Consider the following 26,403-nt stretch of genomic DNA (forward strand, 5'->3'; position numbering starts at 1 on the left):
GTCCGGGCCAACGTGCAGAAGCTCATGGGCTATGAGACCCAGGAGCAGGAAAAGGAAGCGGACCGCCGGGAAGAGGAACGCTGATGTTCCGCTCATCTTCTGTGGGCCAGCGGCCCACATCAAGCGTCCCGCCAGGGACGCGCAGCCAGCTCCAGAATGGAGCTGTTCAAAGGGGTTTGGGGGCGCTGCCCTCAACAAGCAAAATGGACGCCTCGCCGGGAGGCGGGGCGTCCATTTTTGGCATGATGGGACCATCATGCCCTGCTTGCCTCTTTTCTCCGAAAATGAAAAGAACCAGTGAGAGAATCGTTAAATTTCACTCACTGGCTCAATTCGTTTCAAATTTTTCGGACAACTCTGTCAGTTCTTTCACCGTTTCTTGGGTGTGATGCAACAGGGTGTCACGCATTTCTGGCGGACAGCTGGAATAAAGCATTTTCATCTGATTGACACCCTCATCCTCCAGAGAAATATCTGGATTTATAAGCGTATCTAAAGAGATGTGCAGGACCTTTGCCAATGCTCTTAAAATCAAATAAGAAGGATTCATTTTCCCCTTTTCGATATTGGCGATTTGCTTTACAGAAACATGGCTCAGATCCGCAAGCTCCTGCTGTGTCAGGTCTTTTTTCTTTCGGGCTTCCCGCATTTTTTGCCCCAAAGCAGTCAAATCATCAATCGGCATAATCGTTCACCTCAAGAATATTGTATCGTTCCGGTTTATGCAAAGAAATAACCTTATTGTACCTGATGAACGGTATGATTATGCTGATTTTTGTGGAGCAATAGATAGGGATAAACTTGTATTCTTCGAGCAAACGAAATATAATTAGGGTTGAGCAAAACTCCGATTTGCTCATAAGACTATACAATAAATAGTGCTATCCGGCTCGCTTGATCCCTATATATTGTGACTCAACTTTGCAAAACTCGCGTTTTGCTCAACCCTAAAATATAATATTTTAGGAGGTGCAAAATTGACTACATAACATTAAAAGAGGCAAGCCAAAAATGGGGAGTTTCAGTTCGACAGATAAACTATTATTGCGCCGATAGCCGTATCCTCGGGGCTGTGAAGATGGCGACAATCTGGCTGATACCGAAAGACGCAGAGAAGCCTGCTGACAGACGTAGGAAGAAGGGAAAAAACAACCAATGAGATTAACGAAAAAGTGAATTTGACTGATTATAGACTTTTTCCTATTATGATACCAGCGAGCGAGGTGAAACCATGAGTTATACGATTATGATCATAGATGATGAACAGATGATTATAGATATGCTTCGGGATCAGTTTGAAATGGAGCAATATCAGGTCATTACCGCAAAAAGTGGTGAAGAGGCCCTGCAAAAACTGACCCAGCAGCCAGATATTATTTTGCTGGATATCAATATGCCAGGGATGGATGGCCTTGCGTTGTGCCGGGCAATCCGCGATCATGTAACCTGCCCCATCCTATTCTTAACCGCCCGGATTGAGGAAGCGGATCGTGTAGCAGGCTTGCGGGCCGGTGGGGATGATTATATTTTGAAACCGTTCAGCCTGGCTGAGCTGACTGCTCGTGTAGAGGCCCACCTGCGCAGAGAGAGCCGTATCCAGCAAAAAATCAGTGTCCGGGGCTTTGGAGACATTGTGGTGGACTACGCCGCAAGGACTGTCTCGCGAAATGGCCAGCCCATAGAACTTTCCAAGGTGGAATTTGATATAGTGGAACTGCTTTCCCTCCACCCTGGACAGGTATTCAGCCGGGAGACCATTTATGAACAGGTGCGGGGTTTTGACGGCACCGCTGACAATGCTGTGGTGAAGGAACACATCCGCCGCATCCGAAACAAGCTGGGGGCGCAGTATATTGAAACAGTCTGGGGGTGCGGCTATAAATGGGCAAAATAAAACACTGGCTTCACTCCATGCCTCTCCGCCGGGCTTTTGTATCACTTGTCCTTGTTATGGCGGTGCTTGTAGCTGGTATTTCAGCAGTAACCATTTTTACCTGTGTCAACGTGCAAAATCAAATCTTGGAAAGTGTGACTGACTACCAGGTGTTACCGCCCCAAGAGACTGAGGATGAATATAACCTGGTGATTGCAGATAATAAACAGATCGTCCCAGGGGAAAATGGACAGCTTGTGATTTTATCCACCGAGTACCAAATCGCCAACCTGAGCGATACACAACGGGTCGCCTACTATGCGGCAAAAGCAGCCGTAGTCCTGGTGCCGACCTTGCTTTTCGTGCTTGGTACGATTTTCTGCGCCTGGATGTTCTATTCCATCAAACTGAAACAGCCGCTATCGTTACTCTTACAGAGCGCCGACCGCATATCACAGAGTGACCTGGATTTTTGTTTGGATTATCCCGCTTCGGACGAAATGGGTGAACTCTGTCGGGCGATGGACACCATGCGGGCCGCCCTCCTAAAAAATAATCAAGAGACTTGGGCTATGATGGAGGAGCGGCGCAAGCTCAGCGCCTCCATCGCCCATGACCTCCGTACCCCCATCACCGTGATGAAAGGCTACACAGAATATCTCTCGCATAATGTTCCGCTTGGACGCATCAGCGAGGACAAACTGATGGGCACGATCCGCAATCTTTCTTTGGCAACAGACCGACTGGAACAGTATGCAAACCAGGTGCGCGAGATACAGGCGATGGACGCCATCCCAGTGAAGCCAACATCCTGCTCTTTGCGGAAATTTTTTGAGGAACAGGAGGACGAATACGCCGTTTTAGCGCAGCAGCACCAGCTTCAATTCTCTATGGATATTAGTGGGGTTCCGGATATTCAGGTCATGCTGGATGGGATCTTGGTACATCGTATGATCGACAATGTGATTTCTAATGCCCTGCGCTTCGCCCGCCGTGAGATCACATTAAAGGCCGGGTGGCAAGAAGGTCTGCTTACAATTCAAGTACATGATGATGGGAAGGGCTTTTCAGAAGAATCCCTCCGCTCCGCCACAAGGCCGTTTTACAAGGAAAATACGGGAAATGACCACTTCGGGCTTGGCCTCTCGATCTGCAACACCCTTTGTCAGAAACAGGGTGGAACGCTCTCTCTGAGCAATAACAACGGAGCTTGCGTAGAAATGCAGATACAAGCGGAAAAAATTGATGCCGATTGACCAATCGTAGACCTTTTCCAATTATACTCTCCTTATCCTAACGATAAGGAGAGTATTTTTATGCACAGATTTCTTTTTATTTCATTGGCACTTGTATGTTTGCTGGCTGGGTGCAGCGCGCCGCAGACCAGCGACCCAGCCACGGATGAATCGGACAACCTGGACGCCTATTTTGAGGAAGAACCAGCGGACAATGAGGTGGGCTCTGCGGAATTTGGTCTGCAAGACCCGATGGACATGGTTTATACCTACGATGGTGAGCCCTTGGAAATTCCGTTCTCCATAACTGGCGCTTCTTCTGGAAAAACCACAGAGATTGGCGTCCTCCTATTTGTGGATGGGATGGCCCAGCCCTATTCCGCAGTCTATGAGGATGGTACAGAGCTTGAGGAAAGCTATATGCAGGTCTTTAACCTGGATTATGGACAGCAAGAAAATTTCAACATGGTATTCCAGCCAGTGACCGGCAAAGCGGGGGAAACCGTCCCTGTTATGGCTGTCACAATTCTGGAGCCCAGTTTTGTAGCAGAAGGGCCCGATAATCCGCGTTATGGCTTCCACCACCAGGAATCTGCAACCATATCCCGCCAGATTTCTTTTGCAGCAGACGCCCCCGTACAGACATTGGCCGCAGCCGGTACGGACTACAATGTGGTGGATTTGCCGCAGGACGTATTAGATACCCTGGCTGCGTGGGGTGCGACCGATATCCTGGACACGACGGCAACCTTGTCCCTAGGTGTTGAAGATGGAAATTACATCCAGGCAGATGGGAAAACAGCGACAATCACTGTGCAGCTCTACGGCGGGCCGGAGGCGGAGTTCAATATCACTCTGTTCATCAACCACCAGCCTGTCCAACTCAATGGAGCGGACTATCTCTCTGTTCGGACTGTAAAAAACCAGATGGTAGAAGCCACATTCCAGATTGATACCTCTGCACTTGATACGCTGAACACGGTCTATGCCATTGCCGTTACCCCGGAGGATGGAGAGCTTGAGATCAACAATCCAGTTAAGACAGCATCTGTACTTTTGGTCAACGGGGAGGTTTGACGAACATGAAAAGAATCAGTATTTTGCTTGCACTTGTACTCAGTCTTTCTCTGTTTTCCGCCTGCGGAGGCAACGAACCGGCGGCTAACACCGGAAATTCGTCCAGCAATCCCTCAGCGGACTCCCAGCAGGCTCCTGACGAATCGGCGGAACAGACAGCCGGCAGCGGAGCCAATTTTCTCTCGCCGGAGTACGATTATACCACCAATGAGCTGAAACTGACCGATTTATCTACCGGCGAAGTAACAGCCACCTATGCTTTTGACACCGCCCAAACACCCCTGCTGACAGACAAGACCAGCCAGGGAGTCATCGTCATGCTGTCCAGTCAGGCAGCGGCGGATGTGCAGGACATCGGCGGGGTCACGGTGATCTCCGGCGACAGTTCTGTGGAGACGCTGTATTACTGGCTATTCGATCAGAGCCTTAATCTGGTGGGCACCTACGAATTGACAGACGAAGCATTGGTAAATGGTCTTTGGGGCTCTGTCTTTGCTGCTGCGCCGGATGGGAAAACCCTTGTATATGCGGAAGGGCCCAGCCTCTATTAATATACCTTTGATACACAGGAACTGACGGAAATCACTCCGGCCATGAGCGAAACCGTTTATTTTGAGGCGGTTGGGTACAGCGGCAGCGGAGACTATTTGGCCTTTTTCGGAAGCCTGGACGGGCAGGAAAATACCACGGCCTATGGCTCGATTGATCTGAGCAGCAACACCGCCGCTATTTTTTCTGCTGAGGGCTTTTCCGGTTCCATGCTCTCTGTAAACGGAGAATATGCTGCTGTTTCCGATACGATTCTGCCCGCCAGCATGGGAGGCGCAAAGCAGACCGGCTCCGTCCTCTTTTTGGATTTGACCCAGCAGCAGGGGAAGGTAATCAACGTGGAGAGCGGAGATGAAAGCGGGATTGCCGCCGTATCCGCAGACGGCCAGTACATTGTGACCTGTGCGGGTGGAGACAGCCCAAGCGGTACTCTGCGGGCCTATCAGGTCAGCGATGGCACAAAAGTTGCGGATGAAACCTATACGATGGATACAAACTGCAAACCCTATGAGATTTGGGTCATCGGCCATTCCGCCTATGCAGCCCTGGGCACGGATGACGGCTATGCCCTCTCACAAGCGGTTGACCTTCTGTGAGGAATACATGATGAAACTGGAACTTGAAAGCATCACAAAATTTTATGGAAAATATCCCGCGCTCCAAAATGTATCCGCTACTCTGACAGAAGGGGTTTATGGATTGTTGGGGCCAAATGGGGCCGGTAAGACGACACTGATCAACATTTTGATTGGAATACTGCCTGCCAGCGGCGGCGTGATCCATCTGGACGGTGAAAACACCGTCCAGATGGGCGGGCGCTACTTTGACCAGATTGGCTATATGCCCCAGTACCCTCAGTTCTATGCAAATTTTACCGTACAGGAATTTTTGGACTATATGTGCCAAGTAAAAGGGGTAGCGAACGCAAAAGAGAGCATCGACGCGGCGCTGGTTTTCGTCAATTTGGAGGAAAACCGCAGCAAGCGGATCGGGGCGCTGTCCGGTGGGATGAGACAGCGGCTGGGGATCGCCCAAGCTATTCTGAACGACCCTAAACTGCTGGTGCTGGACGAGCCGACGGCGGGCCTTGACCCTGGTGAGCGAATCCGTTTCCGCAATCTCATTTCCCGTCTGGCCAAGGGGCGCATCATCCTTTTAGCTACCCATATTGTTTCCGATGTGGAATATATCGCCAAAGAGATCCTCCTGTTGCGGAAGGGTACACTGGTCATGCAGGGCACGCCCAGGGAACTGGAGCAGAGCATCCAGGGAAAGGTGTGGGAGGTATCAGCCAACGAGGCGGATATGGCTCTGATGGTGGACACCTACTGCGTGAGCAATATCAAGCAGCAGGATGGCTCCTATCTGCTGCGCATTGTGGATGATGGGAAACCGCTCCGAGGCGCAAAGCCGGTATCCCCAAATCTGGACGAAGTGTTCCTGCACACCTTTTTCCAGCCAAGTGAGGGACAGATATGAGTTTTCTCTATTTGGAGGCCAGAAAAGGCATCCTGCGGCGCTATACACTGATTGCGCTGGCGCTGTTCCTATGTCTGAATACGGTCAAAATCATCGCGGACTATCACGCCGGAGAGATACGGCCCGTTGCGGCCAATACAAGCGGAATGCAGGCAGGCTACGACACCATCTATGAGCGGATCAAAGGCCCCATTACAGAGGAAACCGTACGCTTCCTCACGTCAGAGTACCAGCGGTTGGACGCTTTGACGGCAGATGGAACATATAGCCGGGAGCCGCAGGAGGAGACTTACAGCGGCTATATCTTTGGCGACTACTATCTGCTCCACAGTTACTTCTATCCCCACATGGAGTACAGTGTCAAGTATTCCTCTGATATGGAGGAGATTCTGGCCCAGGCGAAAGAAAATATGACTTTCTATCAAGAGAGCGGTAACACAGCGGGAGCGGCAGAAAATGCCTACATTCTCCATCACTATGCAGGCCGAACGATTCCTGCGTTTTATCTGTATGATGGCTGGGAAGCTTTACTGTCCTATGACTTTTCCGATCTACTGATCCTGCTTTTACTCATTTTGGCGGTAGCGCCCGCATTCACGCGGGAGAAGGAAAACGGGATGACCCTGATTCTGTCCTCCTGCAAACGAGGCAGATGGCCTCTGCTTATTTCCAAATGCGGCGCTGGAGTGATATTTGCATGGATACCGACAATCCTGTTCGCCCTGTTAAACCTCCTGGTATTTGGGCTTTTGTGCGGTTTTGATGGCTGGGGCAGCCCGCTCTATGCCATCGAAAGCTATCAATATACTCCATTCTCCGGCTCGATTTTGCTGTTCTATGGATTGATTTGCGGGTTAAAGGCCATCGGTTTCAGCGTGACAGCACTCTTGCTGATTCTCCTGTCCGCCTATTTCCAAAAATCACTCTATCCATGTCTGATGGGATTGGGGCTTGGCGTGGCATTAAACTACTGCACTGGTTGGGCGCTCTCCCCCGTGTGGTGGAAACAGGCCCTCTCCTGCATCAGCCCATTCACCTTGACCAGCGGCAGTAAACTGCTGGAAAGCCTGTCTGGGGTGAGCATCGGCGGGGTATATCTGCTCCGACTTTTCGTGGTTCTGATCGTTCAAGCTGTAATCGCGTGTCTGCTGGTCATAGCAATCAGGAGGAAATTATGCTGCAAGTAGAATTAAAGAAGATATTATTTCATCATAAAGGGCTTTTACTTCTTCTAATTGCTCTGGCGGCTTATGCAGTCTTTTGCGTCGGCAGCGGCTACGACAGCAGTTATATGATTGACCGGAATGAAGATACTTATCTGGCCTACATGGATCGCTGGCAAGGCGAGGTGACAGAGGAAAAAGCGCAGGAGATGGAGACGGAATACGCAGAAGCCACCCGCTCCGATGACGGCAGAAAAGCCGCCTTCTTGACCATCTATAACCAGTATTACTACGCAAAAGAGGACCCCGCCCATCGCTTCCTGATGGATGAGCGGGGATGGGACACACTCCTGACCCACGATGGAGTGAATGTAATCCTGCTGTTGTTCCTGCTGGCGCTTTGTGTTCCAGTATTTTGTGGGGAATACCAGTGTGGGATGGCGCAGATCCTCCGTTCTTGCAGAAATGGCCGAGGGCGGTTGGCTGGAATCAAATTAGGCGTAATGGCGGCCCTGGCGGTTCTGGCGACGGCTCTGTTTCAGTTGGTGCAGTTTGTTGTTGTCTCCTTGTTGGTCGGCCTGGATGGAGCATCCTATCCGCTGCAAAGCCTGTCCTTTTTTGAACATTCGCCCTATCTCATTTCCGTTGGACAGGCGTATGGGATCGTAGTCCTGTCCAGGTGCTTGGGCGCTGCTTGGTTTGCAATCCTGATTGCCCTGCTCTCCATCCTGTTCCGGCAGACGGTACTGACTACATTTTCCGGCATCGCGGTTTCTATCCTGCCACATTTGATCGGCGGCAGCTTTCTCAAATATGTCCTTCCGCTTCCTGCGGGGTTGCTGGCAGGAACCGGCTATGTGTGGGGAACACTGACAGAGGTTGGATATGACGAGGACTGGAACCTGATTGATATAGTGACCTTTCCGGGTATCACGCCGGAGCAGTTTGGACTTTTGGTGATTCTGTTCTTGGCTATTGTCTGTCTGCTGGTTTGGCTCTGTCTCAGGTTTTATGTTGGCAGGCGGAAGGTCATTTCTACTCGCCCTCTCCTGACAGCGGCATTGATACTCTGTATGACCGTTTCATTGACTGGCTGCGGGTACAGCAATTCCCGTGAGATTACGCATGATTTTCTGGCCGATGCGTCCAAGGGAGAAAACAGCGCCTATACAGTGGAGCTTGATATGGTGGAGAACACCATCACTGCGACCAGCAAGGCCACAGGTGAGGCCATCCTGCTGACACGTGATCCCTTTGGACAATCCGGGGCGATCTCCAGCATCTACGTTGACGAGGACGCCTGTTACTACGCTTCCAGCGGCGAGGTGGGCGATGGTTTTCAGATTTACCGAATCGACTTGAAGGATTTTTCCACACGGCTTTACTTCAGCACCGGCTCTGATAACACGGCGACTTTTTGGGGCTTGTTTGACCATGAACCGACAGTAGACGAACTGCTGGCAGATGTGGGCTCCACATCCTTTGTCATAGATGGGAATTACATCTACTATCTGCAAGGCGGACGGCTCTATAAGGTGTTCCGCTGGACGGGATGGGAGACAGTGGTTGTCCCAAACGTAGAAGGAATGCGGAAGATACCAGCGCCGGAGTGCTGCGGGCTGCTATGCTGCAAAAGGGCTTTGACCTGATTCTGATTCCCTCGATTGGGGAGGCCAAGCGCCGGATTTTTGAGGATAAGGAAATAGAACTGATTTTGTGTGATGTGGAACTGCCGGACGGTACAGCAATGGAGTTGTTTCATGCGCTGCGGCGGGTGACGGGGATGTTCCAAATGAAGAATCCCCCTGTCCGGCTTCTGCCGTTCTTTATCCTCACCGAGAACAGCGACCTTGCCACGGAATATGAATATCGGCATGAGGGCGTGAACGACTATATCACCTCCCCGGTAAATATCCCGGAGCTAATCCGGCGGGTGCTGTTCTTTGTGGAATGAAGTGAACTTACAGTTGGATTTTTGTTATCGTTTTGCTGGTACTGCGTCCTGCAAATAGAGAGCTTTGGTGCTACCTTCAAATCCGTTTCAAACGGCATTAGCGTTTATCAAGGTTTGTTGCTGTTGGAGAGCGGTGCGGCAATTATCTTCTTTAGCGGACTTCCCTTTAAGGAAAAAGGGCAATCGGCATAATAACTGAAATAATCTGCCCAGCGGCAGAAAAGAAAAATGCAATCCCTATTGTTTCCCTATGTGAATAGTTCCACACACAAACAGGATTTGATTAAGTAATGCTTTGTCCATAGAAAAACAGCCAGTGGGCAAGGCGGTCCTTACCCACTGGCTCACACCTTATTATTTAGTTTTCGCCGCTCGTATCCATCATTTTATTCACCATAGCGCGGATCGCCGCCAAGACCATCTGCCGTCCCTGCTCCGGACAGGCTCGGTAAAGCCCTGTGATTTCCTGGATTTCGCGCTCCATCTGTTCATCTGTCGGATTGAAAATCGCGTCAAAAGAAACACCAAGTACACTTGTGATGGTATAAAGCACTTCAAATGACGGATTCGCCTCTCCTTTTTCAATGCCTGCGATATGGCGGGTGGAGAGCTTTGTCAATTCCGCCAACCGCTCCTGTGTATAACCCCGCTCTTTTCGGACCGCCCTTAACCGCGCTCCACCTTCTACTAAGACTTCATTCGGCATAATTCTTCACCTCAACTGTATTGTATAGTTCAGGAAGCACGATTTGAATACCCGCGCAATTCTGACTACCATGCAATATAATTCCGATTTTCACTGAATCTTTCAAGAAAAACCGATTCCGTGAGGCTGTTAAAAAAACGGCAGCTTTGCGGAACGCTTTCGCGCGCTCAAACACCATAGCCGCCGTTTAAGGAGAATGGCTATGGTGTTTTTGTTTTATAGGAGTGAGCTGTTCTGGCCGCTCCTAATAGGTGATCTGTTAAAAAAAGCCTTGTGGCGGCTATGCCACATTCTACTTATCAATCAGAACCACAGAAGCATATAAACAAGAATTATTGTTCTGAAACACGGCAGAGGGCCGGGTACTCAATGGAAGTACCCGGCCCTCTGCCGTGTCGAATCTTAGGAAAAAAAGTCAGCCCCTGCGGGTGCCGCAGCCCGCCGCCTCCGTTTCGATGTGCCCCCCATCAACGCCATCAAAAAAAACGGAGGAAACAAAATGTTTGACCCCAAAAGCGATTATGCGCTGAACAAGAAAGACCCGGACGCCATTGTTTACATAGACGCCGCTGGAACGCTGACGCGGCTCACTTTGGCGGACTTCTCCAGCCCGGAAGAATTTAAGCGGTGGAAAGCGTGGTCTGATGAAAGTTACCACCAGATTGAGAACGCAGGCATCGCGCTCTCCAAGCGTACTTTGTCCCTGCATGGCCTGCCTGAAAAGGCTACCACTGTCCAATCGCCGGAGGACACGCTGGTGGAGGCCCTGGAACAGCGGGAGCGCGAAGAAATGCGCCGCCTGCTCATGGAGGGGCTTGATAACTGCCTGACCTCAGCCCAGCGCCGCCGTCTTTGGCTGTATTTTGTAGACGGCCTGACAGTGCGGCAGATTGCAGAGGCCGAGGGGGTTCAGCATCCAAGCATTGTTGAGTGTTTGGCGGCTGCAAAGAAAAAACTTTTGGAATATTTGAAAAGAATGGTCTGATCTCCCTACCAAAACCCCGTTTTGAGGACGGTAGGTGAAGGACGCATTTTCCCTCACCTTCACTCGTACATCGAAAATTGAATACACGGTATTGCAAGCACAAAACCCGCGTACCAGCGGCACAGGACGCGCCGCCAAGACCGCCAGCTTTCGGAGGTGATGGACAAGCTGACCGAGCGATCAACGTAAGTCCTGGACCCGGTTTGGCACACCGGGCGCGATGACTGCGCGGGGGATAATGACACTTGCTCACGCCCGTCCACAGACTTGAGACGGAACCCTGCGGCACACGTTCAGAACGATGCTGCGGAGTTATGACAGCCCCGCCAGGGGCGGCTTGCAATATCCCCTTTCGCCGGGGGTGCGTGGCAAATACGGTGAAACTGCATCGAAACGGAAATAAACCAGCAGTCGCGCCGGAACTGCGCCGCGATAGTCATGCGGCACCGCCAATGTCCGGCGCGGCTGTTTTCTTAACGGAAGTTATCTGCATTTTGCAGTTTAAGCATCGGTCTGTTATCGGACGGAGGTGCGTCATATGAAAGACCAGACCAATCCCAGCATCAACACTTCGTACAAAGAAATCAAGATCGGCAAGACGCTGTACCGCGTAACCAGCGTGTTCACCGGCGAGAAAGACCTGGGTGAGACCCTGGAGCAGTTGGCGGTCCGCCGCGCTATGGCGGAGCTGACACCCTGCCACGCTGCTACCTAACCATATCCAACATTACCTCGCGGCTGGCCGCATCCTTGCGTGTCATGCGCTCCCTACTCTATAATAGGTGTTGCCGGAGCAATCCGGCGGGAGCCATTCGCCGCACAGGGTATGAATCTGGCTGATCGGGAGGTAAAACAATGATCGAGAAAACATACAATGTCGGCATCTATTGTAGATTGAGTAATGACGATGAGCGGGACGGAGAATCCGTCAGCATTGAAAATCAAAAGCTGCTGCTTCAGCGGCATGTGCGGGAGCGGGGCTGGAATGAAGTGGACACCTATGTTGATGACGGCTATTCTGGAACAAACTTCCAGCGCCCCGGCGTTCAGCGCCTGATTGCTGACGCAAAGGCCGGACGCATCAACGTCATTCTCGTCAAGGACCTGTCCCGGTTTGGCAGAAACTATATCGAGTTCGGCCAATATACCGATTACCTGTTTCCGTCCATCGGGTGCCGGTTTATTGCCCTCAACAACGGCATCGACACCATGAGTAATGACGGCAGTACCGATGTCATGTGCTTTTTGAACTTATTTAACGAGTTTTACAGCCGGGACACAAGTAAAAAGGTAAAAGCGGTCAAAAAAGCCTGCGCCGAGAACGGAAAGTACATGGGTACATATCCCCCTATCGGCTACAAGCGTGACCCACTGGACAAGCACCACTTCATCATTGATGAGGATACCGCGCCTCTGGTCCGCCGCATTTTTGCTATGCGGGCCTCCGGTATGGCGTTCCGAAAGATCGCCACTACCTTGAACGCTGAGGGCGTCCTGCCGCCCGGTGAACTGTACTATCAGCGCCAGGGCCGCAGCGATCCCCGCCACGTCAACCATCTGTGGAATGAAAGCACCGTGAAGGTGATAATCCGCAACGAAGTCTATATCGGCAACATGGTCCAGGGTAAATGCGGCACCGTCTCCTACAAATCCAAAAAGCTGGTGACAAAACCCAAAGATCAGTGGATTCGTGTGGAGGGGACCCATGAGCCGATCATCACCCGTGAAATTTGGGATACCGTTGTCAGCATCGACCAGAAGAAGGTGCGGAAGTCGGAGACCTCAGATGGTATCAAGAGCATTTTCACCGGCTTGGTCTACTGCGCGGACTGTGGATTCAAAATGCGGAATCAGGTAGAGCGATTTACCTATAAGGACGGAAGTCCGGGACGGTACAGCTCCTTCATGTGCGGGAGTTATTCCCGCAGCGGGAAAAGAGCCTGCACCATCCATACCATCTATGAGAATGTGCTGACGCAGATCGTGCTGGAGGACATTCGGGAAAAGGCCCGATATGCCGCCCATGACCGGGAGCGGCTTCTGGCGCAAATCATCCGCATGAAGGATAAGGAGCAGCACAGCCGCGCAGCATCCTATGAGCAGGAGCTGAAAGTGACCGCCGCCCGTGTCGCGGAACTGGAAAAGCTGATGCAGAATCTCTATGAGGATAAATGCACCGGCGTTGTCCCATCCACGGTGTTCCAGACGCTGATGCAGAAGTATGAAACGGAGCGGGCGCAGAAAGCCGCCGCTCTCCCGGAGCTGGAGCAGAAAGTCAGGGCGCAGTTGGAAAACCGCCATGATGCCGACCAGTGGGCCGAGATCATCCGGCGCTATACGGAGATCACCGAGCTGGATGAGACCATCCTGTTTGAGCTGGTGGACCGTATCGAGGTTGGAGAGGCCCAAAAGTGCGGCAAAATCCGCGTCCAGGACGTGAAGGTCTTTTACCGTTATGTTGGCTGTGTAGATGATGCCTTGTCCCAGGAAAGGCGGGCAGCGGTATGAACAAGCTCTACAAAGTGGGTATTTACTGCCGCTTGAGCGTTGATGATGCCTCCAACTCCGCCAAGGCCAGGAACTACATCCCCGCTGATGAATCCGTCAGCATCGAAAATCAGCGGGAGCTTCTGTCCAAGTTTGCTATGCTCAATGGCTGGGTGGAGACCAAGACCTATTGTGATGATGGGTACAGCGGGGGCAACTTTCAGCGGCCCGGATTTCTGGAAATGCTGGAGGACGCCCGGAACGGCATTATCAACCTCATTCTCGTCAAAGACCTCTCCCGCTTGGGACGGGACTTCGTGGAGGTAGGCCGGTACACAGATGTGTAATTTATTTACGGATACACGCTGACAGCCTGCGCTTACAGATACTCATGCCAAACCAGCATATAAACAGCAGGAGGGAACAGCTACATTAGTAGCCGTCCCCTCCTGTTAGCGTTCACCATTGCGGGCGTAAAACGTATTTTGCCATGTATCACCCCAGTGTCCAATTCTGGCTCTCGGTTTGCAGTTGGACCATCCGGGCAAAGGCCCCGTTCCGTTTCATCAGCTCCGCCGGGGTCCCTGTCTCGGCCACTGTGCCATCGGACAGCACCACGATCTTGTTGGCGTTCTCCACCGTCCTCATGCGGTGGGCGATGATCAGCACTGTCTTTCGCTCCACCAGCCGGGAGATGGCCTGCTGGATCTCCGTTTCGTTCTCCGCGTCCAGAGAGGCGGTAGCCTCGTCCAGCAGGATGATGGGGGCATCCTTCAAGAGCGCACGGGCAATGGAAATGCGCTGCCGTTCCCCGCCAGAGAGGGTGGAGCCGTTCTCCCCGATCATGGTCTGGTACCCCTGGGGGAGCTTGGCGATAAATTCATCGCACATGGCTTCCTTGGCCGCCTGCATGACCTCCGCATCTGTGGCGTCCTTCCGACCAATGCGGATATTCTCCATGACTGTATTGTTGAACAGCGTTACATCCTGGAACACGATGGAGTAGGCGGTCAGGAGCTTCTCCGGGTCTACTGTGGCAACGTCCACGCCGCCGACTGTAATCCGGCCCCGGTCAATATCCCAAAATCGCGCCGCCAGCTTTGCGGCGGTGGACTTGCCGCCACCGGAGGGACCGATCAGGGCTGTGACCTCGCCCTGCTTGGCGGTGAAGGACACATCCTTCAGTACCGTCTCGCCGCTGTTATAGGCAAAGCCCACATGGTCAAAGGTAATGTCGTAGCCTTTGGGCGAAAAGGCCGTTTCGCCCTCCTGGGAAGGGCTTTCGTTGATCTCATTCATGCGGTCAATATTGATTTGTAGGGAGTTCATAGCTGCCAGATTTTGCAGGGCAAAGTTCATTGGCTCATAAATCCGGGAGACAACCAGCAGAAACAGGAAGAACGTCACAAGGGAAAGCTCCCCGCTCATCAGACGCATACTCCCCATCAGCGCCACCGAGACGATGCCCAGCTTCAGAAGCATCTGCGCCGGAACTACGAACATGGCCGAACCCAATTCACTTTTGAACTGCCGGTTCTCAAAAGCGTCGATTTTGCGGTACAGCCCATCCAGATATACCTTCTCAGCCTTGTTGCTTTTCAAGTCGCGGATGGTTTCCAGGCACTCCTGCACACCGTCCGCCATGTCGATCAGGGCGGCGTTCTGTCTGCGGGTAAAATAATTCTGCGCTCTTTTGGAAAAGCCAACGATCACCAGCGTAATAGGCAGTACCCACAGGGCGGCGAGAGCCATCTGCCAGTCGTAGCACAGCAGGCTGACCGCCACAAGGCAGGTGGACAGGATAGAGCCGTAGAACTGCGGAACATAATGGGAAAACATCTGCTCTGTTATCTGCACATCCCCCATGATGGTGTTGGTCAGGTCGGCCAAATCCTTTTTACCGAAGAAGGACAGGGGGAGCCGCCGCAGCTTCTCCGCCAGCCGGATGCGGCAGGCCCCGGATTCCAGGTAAGTGGAGAAGTAGGTGGCATTGTACTTCCAAAACTCCGAGAGCAGGATCAGCAGCAGCGCCACAACGATGCCCAGGCCGTAGAGTGGATAGCGCCCCGACCGGACGCTGCCGCTCAAAAAATCGCTTGCCAGCAGGTAGAGAAGCCCCACCGGGAGCATCAGCATCAGGTCGGCCACTGTGCAGGCGGCAACGGCCCGCACAAGCCCTTTCGCTCCTTCTTCGGAGAGGGCAAAGCGTTTCATCAGTCGTTCAATCATTTCGCTGCACCTACCTTCCAGCTTACAGAGGTCTGATAATCCTGCCACATCTTGGCGTAGAGGCCACCTCCGGCCACAAGGGTATCGTGGGTCCCGCTCTCCTCCACGCGGCCCTCTCGCAGGACGAAAATGCAGCCGGCGTTCTTGATGGTGGTCAGCCGGTGGGCAATCATAATAACGGTCCTGCCCTGAGAAAGCCGTTCAAAGGCCCGCTGGACCAGAGCCTCGTTCTCCGGGTCCGCAAAGGCTGTCGCTTCGTCCAAAATCAGGATGGGCGCATTTTTCAGCATGACACGGGCGATGGCGATGCGCTGCTGTTCGCCCCCGGAGAGATACACGCCTTTTGTGCCGATCACCGTGTCGATGCCCTGGGGCAGCTTCTGGATGATGTCATCGCATTGGGCCTCATGGAGTACCCGCTCCACCTCCTGCCGGGAGGCATTGGGCTTGGCAAGGCGTACATTTTCCAGGATGGAGGCTTTCAGCAGTCGGCTGTCCTGGAATACATAGGCCACAGTGTCCATCAGTGTCTCCTTGGGTATATCCTTTACGTTGATGCCGCCGATCTGGATGGAACCGCCAGCCACATCCCAAAACCGGGAGATCAAGCCGGCCACAGTGGTCTTGCCGCCCCCGGAGGGGCCTACCAGAGCCACAGTCTCGCCTGCGCCCACCCGAATGGTCACATCACGGAGCGCGTCCGTTGTTCCGCCTGTGTAGCGGAAGGTCACATTTTCCAGGACAACGTCGTTGTCCGTGGGAACCTTGCCGCTGCGGGGTTCGGGCAGAGGCTCCACATCCAGAATGGAGTGGATACGGCTCATGGCGTCCGCCACAATCATGCCGTTTTCGCTCATAAACATCACCTTGGTCATGGCCGTGGCAATGAGGGGCGTGAAGATCACATAGAAGATGAAGTTCAGCAGCACCGGCTGGGCCACCGGCCCACCGCCCGCCAGAATCAGCGCCAGTACAATCAGGAACGCGAAGGCGCTGTTGACCAGGACCGTATAGGACAGCATGGACGGGCGGCACTTCTTGCAGTAGGACATGACAAACTCGTAATAGCTGTCGATGGTCCCCTTAAATCGCTTGAAGGAGTGGACGGTCTGCCCGAAGGTTTTCACAACCGGAACGCCCCGCACATACTCCACCGCCTCGTTGTTCATATCCGCCAGGGCGTTTTGGTAGAGCTTCATGTCCTCCGCCATGGAAGGTCCGGCCATTTTGAACATAGCCGCAAAGCCCAGGATCACCGGCAGGAGGCTGACAAGGCCAAACCGCCAGTCAAACAGAAACAGCATGACGATCATGCACACCGGCGTAGTGACCGCCGCCGACATATCGGGAAGCTGGTGGGCCAGATAGGTTTCGGTGGCCGCGCTGCTGTCGCTGACGATGCGGCGGATCTTCCCGCTGCCTGTCTCCCCGATGAAACCCAAGGGCAGCTCGGCAATATGGGCCATCAGCGCCTTGCGGATATTTCCGGCGATACGGAAGGCCGACAGGTGGGAACTCATCAGAGCGCAGACATAAATCACGATGGACAGCACCGCAAATCCCACCGCCATCCAACCGTTGCGGACGATGTGCGTGGCCTGTGCGTAGTTGGGGGCCACCGCAATGACCTCCTGGATGATTCGGAACAGGAAAACGAAGGGGAAAAGTGCCAGGATCGCACTGATGGCGGACAGCAGCAGGGATAAGTAGGTCAGATACCTGTGTCCCCCGGCATAGCCCATCAGCTCCTGGAGATTGCTGTTTTTCTTCAAGTGGATACCTCCTTGTGACAAATGATCTATGATACAGAAAGCGCCGCGGACACTTTCTCATATCCATCCCCGCAAGTTAGTTAAAGCTAACTTATGGGCCGAATGAAAGGGGTCTCAGACCCCCATCATACTGTGCCAGCCAGCAAGGAAAAAATCCTGGAGCTGTTTGACATAGTGCTTTGCCCGGTCATAGGGCATATCGTGGACCACGACCTCGAATATCCCGTGGAACATCCCGCTGGCAATGATGTGGCAGAGCTGATCGTCCAGCTCTGGGATGTCCCGGCCCTGTCTGCGCAGGACTTCCATGAACCGCTGGGTGGCCTCCACTTCGACCTCTACCATGTTGTGGATAAAGTTTTCGTATCCAGTGCCCTGGGCCTTGCAGATCAACAATCTGAACGGGTCAAGATGCTGGTATACATATTCCAGCATTTCCTTTACGCATTCGCTGGATTCCACCCCCACATGGCTGGGCTGTTCCGTTTCCGGCAGCTCCGAAAACGCGGTCTGCGCCCGCATGAACATCCCCATCACCGCCGCCGCATGAGGCTCCACTAAAGCGGTGAACAGGGCCTCCTTGCTGGAGTAGTATCCATAAAAGGCCCCAGTCGTCACTCCGGCGTTCTTCACGATCTGCCGCAGAGAGGCATCCGCAAAGCCTTGTTCCAGAAACTCCTCCATAGCCGCCTGATGGATACGCACTAAGGTTTCACTCTGTCCGTCCATGCTGCACCTCGCTCATAACATCGTTATATATCACTGTTATATTATAAAATGTGGGAGCGGATTTGTCAAGACATTTTCCTATTTTCGTTTCTTCCCCCTCTGCGATACCGAACTTTTCAGCAGTTCCGACTTCTGGGCAATTCGTGTCAGCCACTGTTTTTCTTCCTCGGTCAGCTTGTTGTAGCGGAGCTTTGTCTGCTTGCAGAACAGCATAATAAGCTGTTCCAGCTTACTGCCATTGAAACGAGCAACCTCCTCCAAGTCCTGTTTCAATTCTTCTGCGGCAGAGCTTTTCGGCGCGCTGTCGCTCCGGCCCAGGTGCGCTGTCCGCATATCCTCCATGATGGCGTCAATGTCACGATGCACCCGGCTGGTGAAATATTCCCCTTCGTCCACATGAGCCGCTTGCAGAAGATAGGTCGTTCTGTCATTCTCCTCTGGCTGGTACTTCTCCACGATTTCAGTCCTCGCCACATCTACCCATGCGTTCAGATTTTGTATCTGCATGGCGGCAATACCCTCCACATAAATCTGAATATCGGCCAACAGCTTTACAAAATCCGGGTGAGCTACCAGTTCCCCCAGCAGAGCGGTATCCACCCGCCCCTCTTTCAATACTTCAATCATAGCGTCACTCAAACGCAGGTCTGCCAGATCAGCGTTTGGGTGGCGCTTTGTTTCTGTCAGGCCCAATAGATAGTCAACGGTCACACCGTAAAACTTTGCCAACCTGATAAGAGCATAGTGGCTGATGTCCTTGGTGTCGTCCGCCTCATAGCTGCCCAGCGCGGACGAGGACAGCCCCGTTTGTTCTTCAAGCTCTTTCAGCGTCAGCCTGCGCTCCACCCGCAAATCCTTTATCCGTTCCTGTATCGTCAAAGACATATCGTTGCCCTCCATCTGGTTTTACTGCCATTCTACCACATTTCCGAGAGCATGGAAATATCCGGTTTTCAGACCGGATTTCCTACCTCTCGGATATACGGGAGAGTGGCCTTTTTTCTGCTACGATGTTTCTGTCACACAGCATTGCAGCTTGAAAAAAGAATGACCGTCCGAAACGGATATGTTCTCTGGTGAAGTATCGCATGGAGCGTACCAAGGAGAACAAAACGCCGCTGAGAGAACAGGGGCAGGAATGGGTTTCGGGGAGAACGGCGGGAGTGCAGAGGGCGGCAAGCCCTTTGCGCCGAGTCCAGAGAGCGGCGAGCGTCTGGTCAGTGTCCAGAGGTGAAACCTTTGGGCCGGGTGCAGGGCGGCAGCGCCTGCTGGGTGTCCAGAGGGCAAAGCCCTTTGGGTCGGGTGCAGGGTGACAACGCCTGCTCAGGTGTCCAGAGGGTGAAACCCTTGGCCCAGGTAGGATTGATGCTTGCGTCAATCCATACTGGGTTATTATCTGGCGCAAAGCACCCAGATTTGGCGGCTTCGCCGCCCCTGGCCATTCCCCAATTGGAGCAGTAGTCATTACTGGGATTGGTTTTCGGTAGCGGCAACCGAAATTCCCCCTGTCACGTTTTTTGAAACGGTACTGTCATGCCATTAGCCTGGTTTTTTCAAATTTGCTCATAACCATAGTAGAGGGGCGCGGTATAAAAGAGAAATAAAATCATCCGTACGTGCGTACAGGCGTACACGGGAGGCTGGCTCTGTACCGATGTACGCACGTACGGATAGTTTTGACTTCCCCTTTTATTTCTTATCGGCTCCTATGCCGGACTGCCCTTAAAAAGATGGATGAAATTCAAGCCTTGTGATTTTCGTGAAAATTATCATTGAGCGGTGAACAGATTACACCTATTGGTGATTTACGGAACCGTGTATCCACTTTACGGTTGAGTGAAGAAATCCACTGTTTTGACAGAGGTAACACGGAACTGTGAAGCGGATAGAGGGTCTATGTGACCTGGACCTCATGATAGCAAATCTGAGCGGAAATCACAACTGCGAAAATCTTCATCATGCCGTGAAGTCATTACACATTGTGCAACATCAAATTCACTGAATTATGGAGGTACTTGATTGAACGATTTCGAAAACTATGTGTACGAACCCATTGACCTGTGCGCCTGCTATGAGCCGATGTTCGACACACCCCAGGAGCTGATTGACGAGTGGAACGCCACCTGCGCCGAACCGGATGAAGTTCCCGCCTTTTATGTGGAGGACGAGTACGGAACGCTGTACTTCTACTATGGCAATACCCGCATCCGGGTCGCTGAACATTTCAATGACAGGGGCAAGCCCATTGGGACGTTGATCGAGGATGTGATCCGTTACTCCGCCGCCCATCAGACCGTAAAAACGCCGGAGAATTGACCGGCAGGAATTGAAACCAGTCCGCGCTTATGGTATAATTGCGCCAGCATGAGTATTGTAAGTGCGGGTTGTTTCATGTTTGAAGGAGGTAATTTTTTGAAACAACCGCAATATAACACCGCGCTCTATCTGCGTCTCAGCCGTGACGATGAATCCTTTGGTGACAGTGTTTCCATTGAAACCCAGCGCACCGTCCTGACCCAGTTTGTCAAAGAACACCCGGAGTTCCATGTGGTGTCCGAATTTGTGGATGACGGATGGAGCGGAACGAATTTCGAGCGGCCTCAGTTCAAGCGGATGATGGAGGAAATCGAAGCAGGCAATATCAACTGCGTCATCACGAAAGACCTTTCCAGATTTGGCCGCGAACACATCATGATGGGCTACTATCTGGAGTTCGTGTTCCCGAAGCTGAAAGTCCGCTATATCGCCGTCAACGACAACGAGGACACCGACAAGGGCTTGTCAGACTTTGTGCCGTTCAAGAACCTGATAAATGAGTTCATGGCAAAAGATACCAGCCGCAAGATTAAGGGCGCGTTTCGGGCAAAATTTCTCAACGGTGAGAGGGTCAATTACCTGGCTCCCTTTGGCTACCGAAAGCACCCGGAAATCAAAAACAAGCTGATGATTGATGAGGAAACCGCCTGGATTGTCCGCAAAATTTTCGACCTTTCTTTCCACGGTATGGGGGTCAATCGAATTTCCAAACTCCTGACGGATGAAAAAATCCCGTGTCCCGGATGGTTCCAGTATACCCGCAACGGAGGCTGCGCTCATTTCTTTGAAGGCCAGTCGGAGGAGAAGCGGTATGTCTGGTCCAAAACACATGTTACAAACATTCTGAAGGATGAAACCTATATCGGCAACACAATTCACCACCGTCAGGGAACGGTTTCCTACAAGAACAAAAGGGTGGTCCGCAACCCGCAGGAGAAGTGGCTCCGCATTGAAGGAACCCACGAAGCGATCATCGAAGCAGATGTTTTTGAAGCGGTGCAGAAACAGATCGCCAGCCGCCGCCGGGAATGCAAAGATCACAGCTCACAGATTTTCGCCGGTCTTTTGAAGTGTGCTGATTGTGGATGGTCGATGCGCTATGGCATTCAAAGCAGTGCCAGCAATCCGTATGCCTACTACAAGTGCGGCAAATACAGCGACTTTCAGACCAGGGGCTGCACCTCGCACTATATCCGCTACGATGCGCTCTACGCCTATGTGCTGGCGAGAATCCAGCATTGGTCGGCGCGGGCCATCCAAAACGAGGATGCCCTTCTGAGCCAGCTTTTGAGCGCCGGGGACCGGGAGCGAAATGCCGCTAAAAAGAAGCAGACTGCGGAGCTGAAAAAGGCCACGAAGCGCAAGGCCGAAGTTGACGGGCTGTTTGCGAAACTCTATGAGGACTGGGCGGCTGGACGCATTACGGAGTACAACTTCAATATGCTCACCGCCAAATACCAGACCGAACAGAGCGAACTGACGGAGAAGATCGACACCCTGACTGCGGAACTCGATACGGTAAAGCAGACGGAAAGCGATGCCCGGAACTGGATTGACCTCATCCGGCAGTATGCCGACCCCACGGAGCTGACCGCCCCTCTGCTGAATGCTCTGATTGAGAAAATTGTTATCCATCAGAGCGTCAAGGGCGAGGACGGCGAGCAGGAGCAGGAAATTGAGATTTTCTACCGTTTTATCGGCAAGATTGATTGACGATTGGAATTTGTATCCTTAACAGAACTACACGGACGTTGTGTTTCCCAGCCTGGGTTGCCGGTTTGTCTCTGTTCTGGACTGTTTGGACAGCGAGGGAGATAACACGGATATGCTCCACTTCCGCAGTCTGATGAACGATTACCATTTGCGGGACCTGAGCAGTAAAATCAAATCGGTGCTGCACAGCAAAAAGGCCAATGGTCAATTCATTTCCGCATACGCTCCCTACGGCTACCGCAAGAGCGCCGGGGACAAGCACAAGCTGGTCATTGATGAGTATGCTGCCGGTATTGTGCGCCGGATATATGATATGCGGCTGGCGGGTACGGCCTACGGCCAGATCGCCGCAGCCCTCAACCGGGAGGGCATTACCTCGCCGCGTGTCTACTGGAGCCAGCTCAACGGCAAGGACGGCTGCAAAGCCGCCCAGCTCTGGACCTATGCAACGGTAAAAACCATTCTCCACAATGGCTGTGTTAAAATAGGACTAAATCAGGAACACCCAAACAGCAAGGGGGCACCGGTTTAGTCCTGTTTCTATTTTATACAACATAATGTGGGAGGTTGGAAAATGAATACAAAATCAAAGATAATGGCGATCTGCAACCAAAAAGGTGGAGTGGGCAAGACCGTCACCACCGTAAACTTAGGCATCGGCCTGGCCCGCCAGGGCAAGCGTGTTCTGCTGGGGGACGTGGACCCGCAAGGCTCCATGACTGCCAGCCTGGGCTACCAGCATCCCGACCAGCTGGAAGAAACCCTTGCCACCGTGCTGGGGAAAGTCATTGAGGACGAGCCCCTGGCCCCCGGCGAGGGAATCCTACACCAAGAGGAGGGAGTAGACCTGCTCCCGGCCAATATCGACCTAGCCGCCATGGAAGTCACACTGGTGAACATCATGAGCCGTGAAACGATCCTGCGAGAGTATCTCAAAACTGTCCGCGACCAGTACGACGTTATACTCCTGGACTGCTGCCCTTCCTTGGGGATGCTGACCATCAACGCTCTGTCTGCAGCAGATGAGGTTCTGATCCCCATGCAGGCGCACTACCTTTCGCTGAAAGGCATGGAACAGCTCATGAGAACCATTGCCAGAGTGAAACGGCAAATTAACCCGAGCCTTACCATCAGCGGTATTCTTATCACCATGGCCGATATGCGCACGACCTATTCACAGGGAATCGTTGAACTGCTGCAAGGTACATACGGCGGCAAGCTGAAAATCTTCGACACCGTTATCCCCTGCTCCATTCGCGCCGCAGAAACCAGCGCCGAGGGCAAGAGCATTTTTCTCCATGACCCAAGCGGCAAAGTATCGGCGGCATATGAGGCACTGACCTTGGAGGTAGCGTCATGAAAGGGAGCGCCGCAAAAATCCAAATGACCAGCCTGGATGAACTGTTTGGCTCACCCACACCCCAAGCCGCCAGCGACCAGCTTCAGGAAATCGCACTAACAGAACTGCACTCATTCAAGGACCACCCGTTCCATGTGGTGGACGATGAAAAGATGCGGGAAATGGCTGAGAGTGTGGAGCAGTACGGCGTTCTGGTGCCGGGAATCGTCCGGCCCAGGCCAGAGGGTGGCTATGAGGTGGTAGCCGGACACCGGCGCAAGCGGGCCAGCGAGCTGGCCGGAAAAGCAGCTATGCCGGTGATTGTCCGGGAGTTGGACGATGACGAGGCCACCATTATCATGGTGGATTCTAATCTGCAACGAGAAAAGATTCTGCCCAGCGAGAAAGCTTTTGCTTATAGGATGAAACTTGAGGCTATGAAACGCAAAGCGGGCAGACCTAAGAAAGATAATTGTGTGCCACTGGCACACAATTTAGCCGGAAAGAAATCACGGGATATTTTAGCGGAACAAGTAGGAGAAAGCCAAGACCAGATACGTCGTTATATCCGCTTAACACACCTGCTTCCAGCCCTACTGCAAATGGTGGACGATAATAAACTGGCATTTCGGCCCGCGGTAGAACTGTCCTATCTGTCCTCAGATGGACAAAGCGCCCTATTAGAATGGATGGAAAATCAGGCCGCCGCCCCTTCACTGAAACAGGCGCAAAGGCTGAAAGAGTACAGTAAAACCGGTGAATTGACGGCCAAAACGATTTGTGCTGTTCTGTCGGGCAGTAAACCCAAATCTGTACAGATCACGCTCAAAAAGAAGTGTCTGAGCCAGTATTTCCCCAAAGAATACACTCAACAGCAGATGGAGGAGGTCATCCTCTTTCTGCTGGAAAACTGGAAACACACAAATAAAGGCGGTGCAGAATAGTGGGAGCATGGGGAATCAAATCAAGGGAAAGCGACCGGGGGTTGGATTTGCTGAATGAAATCACCGGCACATTGTTCGCACCGAATGAGTTCAGAACCTTTGATGTACCGCAGGTGATGAAATTGGCCCGCGAAATGTGTAAGAAAGAATTGGGCAGTACATTTGCCCCAGGGAATCGCATGAATCATCTGTCTGCGCTAAAGTATAATTGGGCGGTGATTTTTGATAACGCCCTCTTGCTAATTGCGGAGTGTGCAGTGGAGTTCTATCAGAATGGCGAACTGTGTGTGGATTTATACGAAGGGAAAACCGGGGAATTTGTACCGAAATTTATTCCGGAGATGCACATTACACGCCGTAATCTGGAACGGCTGCTCCATACACTGCACAAGGTGCAAGACCCGCGGCATCCGAAATATAATTCATGGTGGAAGGATGAAACCCGTGAGAAATGGCTTGCGTATGTCCGATCGCTGTATGATGAACTGGCAAAACACTACGCAGAGCTGTCAGAAAGGACTGAGCCACAATGACAAAAATGAATCGGCAAACCATCAGTTTGAAAGAGAGCGCTTTCGGTCAGGATATGCTGGAGGTCTTAGCGGAGCGGCAGCTAGCAAAGATCACGTTCCGGGAGCTGGATATCTCCCGTTCCATTGTAACCTTGAAGGAGTATCTTGTCAAGAAACTCAGTCACGGGAATTGGAAAGTTGACTCTGGCCTGTGCCAGCCAGAGCTGCGTTACCTCTACCCCGTCTACTTCGATTCCGTGCGTGTTCTGCTTGCGGAGTGCGTGGCGGAGTTCTTTCAGACCGGACTAATTTATATGGCTGTGCTGGACCCATGCCGCATGGAGTATGTGGAGCATGAAATCAGGCGGCTCGTGCTAAATCCGGAGGATACTTCTTCCATGCTAAGAGCGCTCCATAAAGCCAAAAGCCCGGCCCATGACCTGATATCCAGATGGAAAAATCCCGCCGACCGGGAGCGGTGGATGGAGCATATCCGGACGCTCCACCAGAGCATAAGCCAGTTACAATAGAATACAGACTTTGGCCCCAATTACTTTTGTGATTGGGGCTAATTTTATGCCCATTTTCAGGAGGGATGATTTGATTTCAGATTATTCAGCAGATATTTGCAACTGCCCGGAGTGCAGTTATTTTGACATGGACAAGGCCCACTGCTGCGGCCTGCCCGACCAGATCACTGAGCGTGACGCCCCCCACATTCTTGCGGCCGTGCGCACCTGCCACTGCGTGAATCCCCGGCTGTGGGAGTTCTGCGAAGAATTGGGGGCAGGTCATTGAAAAATGAAGTGTTCGCCCATGCAAATGATATCGCCGATGGCGAGATGTATCTGCGGCTGGCCGCTGATATTGATTGCCGGATAGCAGAACTGAAAGTGCGCTTTAAGGCCACCGGAGATAGGAAGATTTATTACAGTATACAGGATTTGAAGAAGATAAGACGCGAGCACCTGGACACAGCAGAGCTTTTGCTGTGTCGGGGCGAACGTCGGAAGCAGACGATGAATAGGAGGGAATACTGATATGAATATGCGGATAAACGCAGGCTACATCATTACCGACTCCATCCATGTTGGCGAGATGGAGTTTGTTCTTGGGGTACACAGCACTGCCGCCAACCAGTTTGTGACCTGGGCTTGTAAGGGTGGAAATGATTACTTTTGGGGTCACTATCACTCCGATCTGCTGACGGCTACGAAAGATCTGCTTGAACGGGCCACGCAGGAATTGGATTTCTGCATGAGCCGTGACGAAAAGGCGCAGTCACCCCAAAAGGAGCCGGAGGAGCCTTGCCTATGACAAAAATAGAGCATGAGTGAAGGG

Annotated in this window: 28 protein-coding genes and 2 pseudogenes; 23 read left to right on the forward strand and 7 right to left on the reverse strand. The window is 52.4% G+C overall.

The genetic code is table 11. The features are described 5' to 3' along the window. Positions 1-328 precede the first annotated feature (328 nt). Complete coding sequence (locus D7X94_RS11180; RefSeq protein ID WP_105309553.1) at positions 329-685, reverse strand: helix-turn-helix domain-containing protein; 357 nt, start codon at positions 683-685, stop codon at positions 329-331. A gap of 546 nt (positions 686-1,231) precedes the next feature. Between D7X94_RS11180 and D7X94_RS11190 the strand changes: the two genes are divergently transcribed. The 9 genes and pseudogenes from D7X94_RS11190 to D7X94_RS11240 form a co-directional block, all read left to right on the forward strand. Then, on the forward strand, positions 1,232-1,894 hold the full coding sequence (locus tag D7X94_RS11190; protein WP_120427785.1) for a response regulator transcription factor: 663 nt from the start codon (positions 1,232-1,234) through the stop codon (positions 1,892-1,894). Then, positions 1,882-3,129 (forward strand): HAMP domain-containing sensor histidine kinase, encoded by a 1,248-nt coding sequence (locus tag D7X94_RS11195; RefSeq protein ID WP_120427786.1) that lies wholly within the window; start codon positions 1,882-1,884, stop codon positions 3,127-3,129. The genes D7X94_RS11190 and D7X94_RS11195 overlap by 13 nt, the downstream gene beginning before the upstream one ends. Before the next feature lie 60 nt (positions 3,130-3,189). Next, entirely contained in the window at positions 3,190-4,185 is a 996-nt protein-coding gene (locus D7X94_RS11200) for a hypothetical protein (RefSeq protein WP_120427787.1), read from the forward strand. A 5-nt stretch (positions 4,186-4,190) separates the two neighbouring features. Further along, positions 4,191-4,736 carry a hypothetical protein gene (locus D7X94_RS11205; protein ID WP_120427788.1) on the forward strand — a complete coding sequence of 182 codons (546 nt, stop codon included), beginning with the start codon at positions 4,191-4,193 and terminating at the stop codon, positions 4,734-4,736. Positions 4,737-4,778: 42 nt separating this feature from the next. After that, positions 4,779-5,330 carry a hypothetical protein gene (locus D7X94_RS11210; RefSeq protein ID WP_120427789.1) on the forward strand — a complete coding sequence of 184 codons (552 nt, stop codon included), beginning with the start codon at positions 4,779-4,781 and terminating at the stop codon, positions 5,328-5,330. After that, positions 5,299-6,213, forward strand: coding sequence for an ABC transporter ATP-binding protein (locus tag D7X94_RS11215; RefSeq protein ID WP_442857905.1), 915 nt, complete (start codon positions 5,299-5,301; stop codon positions 6,211-6,213). The genes D7X94_RS11210 and D7X94_RS11215 overlap by 32 nt, the downstream gene beginning before the upstream one ends. After that, the gene (locus D7X94_RS11220; protein ID WP_120427791.1) at positions 6,210-7,400 is read left to right on the forward strand and encodes a hypothetical protein; all 1,191 of its coding nucleotides are present in this window, start codon (positions 6,210-6,212) and stop codon (positions 7,398-7,400) included. Before D7X94_RS11215 ends, D7X94_RS11220 begins: the two co-directional genes overlap by 4 nt. Then, complete coding sequence (locus D7X94_RS18175; protein ID WP_147401711.1) at positions 7,388-9,025, forward strand: hypothetical protein; 1,638 nt, start codon at positions 7,388-7,390, stop codon at positions 9,023-9,025. The genes D7X94_RS11220 and D7X94_RS18175 overlap by 13 nt, the downstream gene beginning before the upstream one ends. Beyond that, positions 8,965-9,330: pseudogene (locus D7X94_RS11240) on the forward strand (response regulator); the annotation flags it as partial. The gene D7X94_RS18175 and the pseudogene D7X94_RS11240, both read left to right, overlap by 61 nt. A 358-nt stretch (positions 9,331-9,688) precedes the next feature. Here the strand turns inward: D7X94_RS11240 and D7X94_RS11245 are convergent. Beyond that, positions 9,689-10,036, reverse strand: a complete 348-nt coding sequence (locus tag D7X94_RS11245; RefSeq protein WP_120427795.1) for a helix-turn-helix domain-containing protein — start codon at positions 10,034-10,036, stop codon at positions 9,689-9,691. Positions 10,037-10,535: 499 nt separating this feature from the next. Here D7X94_RS11245 and D7X94_RS11255 point away from each other — a divergent pair, with 499 nt between their 5' ends. From D7X94_RS11255 to D7X94_RS11265, 4 genes and pseudogenes are all read left to right on the forward strand, one after another. After that, positions 10,536-11,021, forward strand: coding sequence for a sigma-70 family RNA polymerase sigma factor (locus D7X94_RS11255; RefSeq protein WP_120427797.1), 486 nt, complete (start codon positions 10,536-10,538; stop codon positions 11,019-11,021). Between the two features lie 538 nt (positions 11,022-11,559). Next, complete coding sequence (locus D7X94_RS18790; protein ID WP_199715080.1) at positions 11,560-11,736, forward strand: hypothetical protein; 177 nt, start codon at positions 11,560-11,562, stop codon at positions 11,734-11,736. A gap of 140 nt (positions 11,737-11,876) precedes the next feature. Then, on the forward strand, positions 11,877-13,529 hold the full coding sequence (locus D7X94_RS11260; protein ID WP_120427798.1) for a recombinase family protein: 1,653 nt from the start codon (positions 11,877-11,879) through the stop codon (positions 13,527-13,529). Next, a pseudogene (locus D7X94_RS11265) lies at positions 13,526-13,852 on the forward strand (recombinase family protein); the annotation flags it as partial. The gene D7X94_RS11260 and the pseudogene D7X94_RS11265, both read left to right, overlap by 4 nt. Before the next feature lie 151 nt (positions 13,853-14,003). Here D7X94_RS11265 and D7X94_RS11270 read toward each other — a convergent pair. The 5 genes from D7X94_RS11270 to D7X94_RS18180 all read right to left on the reverse strand — a co-directional run bounded on the left by D7X94_RS11270 (position 14,004) and on the right by D7X94_RS18180 (position 19,731). Further along, on the reverse strand, positions 14,004-15,737 hold the full coding sequence (locus D7X94_RS11270) for an ABC transporter ATP-binding protein (RefSeq protein WP_120427799.1): 1,734 nt from the start codon (positions 15,735-15,737) through the stop codon (positions 14,004-14,006). Continuing rightward, positions 15,734-17,509: an ABC transporter ATP-binding protein gene (locus tag D7X94_RS11275; RefSeq protein WP_120427800.1), complete on the reverse strand. Its 1,776-nt coding sequence runs from the start codon at positions 17,507-17,509 to the stop codon at positions 15,734-15,736. Before D7X94_RS11275 ends, D7X94_RS11270 begins: the two co-directional genes overlap by 4 nt. Positions 17,510-17,623: 114 nt before the next feature. After that, positions 17,624-18,238 (reverse strand): TetR/AcrR family transcriptional regulator, encoded by a 615-nt coding sequence (locus tag D7X94_RS11280; protein ID WP_120427801.1) that lies wholly within the window; start codon positions 18,236-18,238, stop codon positions 17,624-17,626. Between the two features lie 78 nt (positions 18,239-18,316). Then, a complete protein-coding gene (locus tag D7X94_RS11285) occupies positions 18,317-19,123 on the reverse strand; it encodes a helix-turn-helix domain-containing protein (protein ID WP_120427802.1) in 807 nt (268 codons plus the stop codon). A 332-nt stretch (positions 19,124-19,455) separates the two neighbouring features. Then, positions 19,456-19,731: a hypothetical protein gene (locus D7X94_RS18180; RefSeq protein WP_147401712.1), complete on the reverse strand. Its 276-nt coding sequence runs from the start codon at positions 19,729-19,731 to the stop codon at positions 19,456-19,458. A gap of 526 nt (positions 19,732-20,257) precedes the next feature. Between D7X94_RS18180 and D7X94_RS11290 the strand changes: the two genes are divergently transcribed. The 10 genes from D7X94_RS11290 to D7X94_RS11335 all read left to right on the forward strand — a co-directional run bounded on the left by D7X94_RS11290 (position 20,258) and on the right by D7X94_RS11335 (position 26,379). Beyond that, the gene (locus tag D7X94_RS11290; protein WP_120427803.1) at positions 20,258-20,554 is read left to right on the forward strand and encodes a hypothetical protein; all 297 of its coding nucleotides are present in this window, start codon (positions 20,258-20,260) and stop codon (positions 20,552-20,554) included. 96 nt (positions 20,555-20,650) lie between these two features. Then, on the forward strand, positions 20,651-22,267 hold the full coding sequence (locus D7X94_RS11295) for a DUF4368 domain-containing protein (protein ID WP_442857906.1): 1,617 nt from the start codon (positions 20,651-20,653) through the stop codon (positions 22,265-22,267). A 40-nt stretch (positions 22,268-22,307) separates the two neighbouring features. Further along, a complete protein-coding gene (locus tag D7X94_RS11300; RefSeq protein WP_243111285.1) occupies positions 22,308-22,799 on the forward strand; it encodes a recombinase family protein in 492 nt (163 codons plus the stop codon). A 42-nt stretch (positions 22,800-22,841) separates the two neighbouring features. Continuing rightward, positions 22,842-23,627, forward strand: coding sequence for a ParA family protein (locus D7X94_RS11305; protein WP_120427805.1), 786 nt, complete (start codon positions 22,842-22,844; stop codon positions 23,625-23,627). Continuing rightward, entirely contained in the window at positions 23,624-24,550 is a 927-nt protein-coding gene (locus D7X94_RS11310; protein WP_120427806.1) for a ParB/RepB/Spo0J family partition protein, read from the forward strand. Before D7X94_RS11305 ends, D7X94_RS11310 begins: the two co-directional genes overlap by 4 nt. Continuing rightward, complete coding sequence (locus D7X94_RS11315; RefSeq protein ID WP_120427807.1) at positions 24,550-25,083, forward strand: hypothetical protein; 534 nt, start codon at positions 24,550-24,552, stop codon at positions 25,081-25,083. The genes D7X94_RS11310 and D7X94_RS11315 overlap by 1 nt, the downstream gene beginning before the upstream one ends. Then, complete coding sequence (locus D7X94_RS11320; RefSeq protein WP_120427808.1) at positions 25,080-25,592, forward strand: hypothetical protein; 513 nt, start codon at positions 25,080-25,082, stop codon at positions 25,590-25,592. Before D7X94_RS11315 ends, D7X94_RS11320 begins: the two co-directional genes overlap by 4 nt. Positions 25,593-25,662: 70 nt before the next feature. After that, the gene (locus tag D7X94_RS11325; protein ID WP_120427809.1) at positions 25,663-25,860 is read left to right on the forward strand and encodes a hypothetical protein; all 198 of its coding nucleotides are present in this window, start codon (positions 25,663-25,665) and stop codon (positions 25,858-25,860) included. Then, positions 25,857-26,102 (forward strand): hypothetical protein, encoded by a 246-nt coding sequence (locus D7X94_RS11330; RefSeq protein ID WP_120427810.1) that lies wholly within the window; start codon positions 25,857-25,859, stop codon positions 26,100-26,102. The genes D7X94_RS11325 and D7X94_RS11330 overlap by 4 nt, the downstream gene beginning before the upstream one ends. 1 nt (position 26,103) lies before the next feature. Beyond that, positions 26,104-26,379, forward strand: coding sequence for a hypothetical protein (locus D7X94_RS11335; protein WP_120427811.1), 276 nt, complete (start codon positions 26,104-26,106; stop codon positions 26,377-26,379). The last annotated feature ends 24 nt before the right edge of the window (positions 26,380-26,403 follow it).

The sequence above is a fragment of the Acutalibacter sp. 1XD8-33 genome, assembly GCF_003612555.1.
Classification (GTDB): Bacteria; Bacillota; Clostridia; order Oscillospirales; family Acutalibacteraceae; genus Acutalibacter.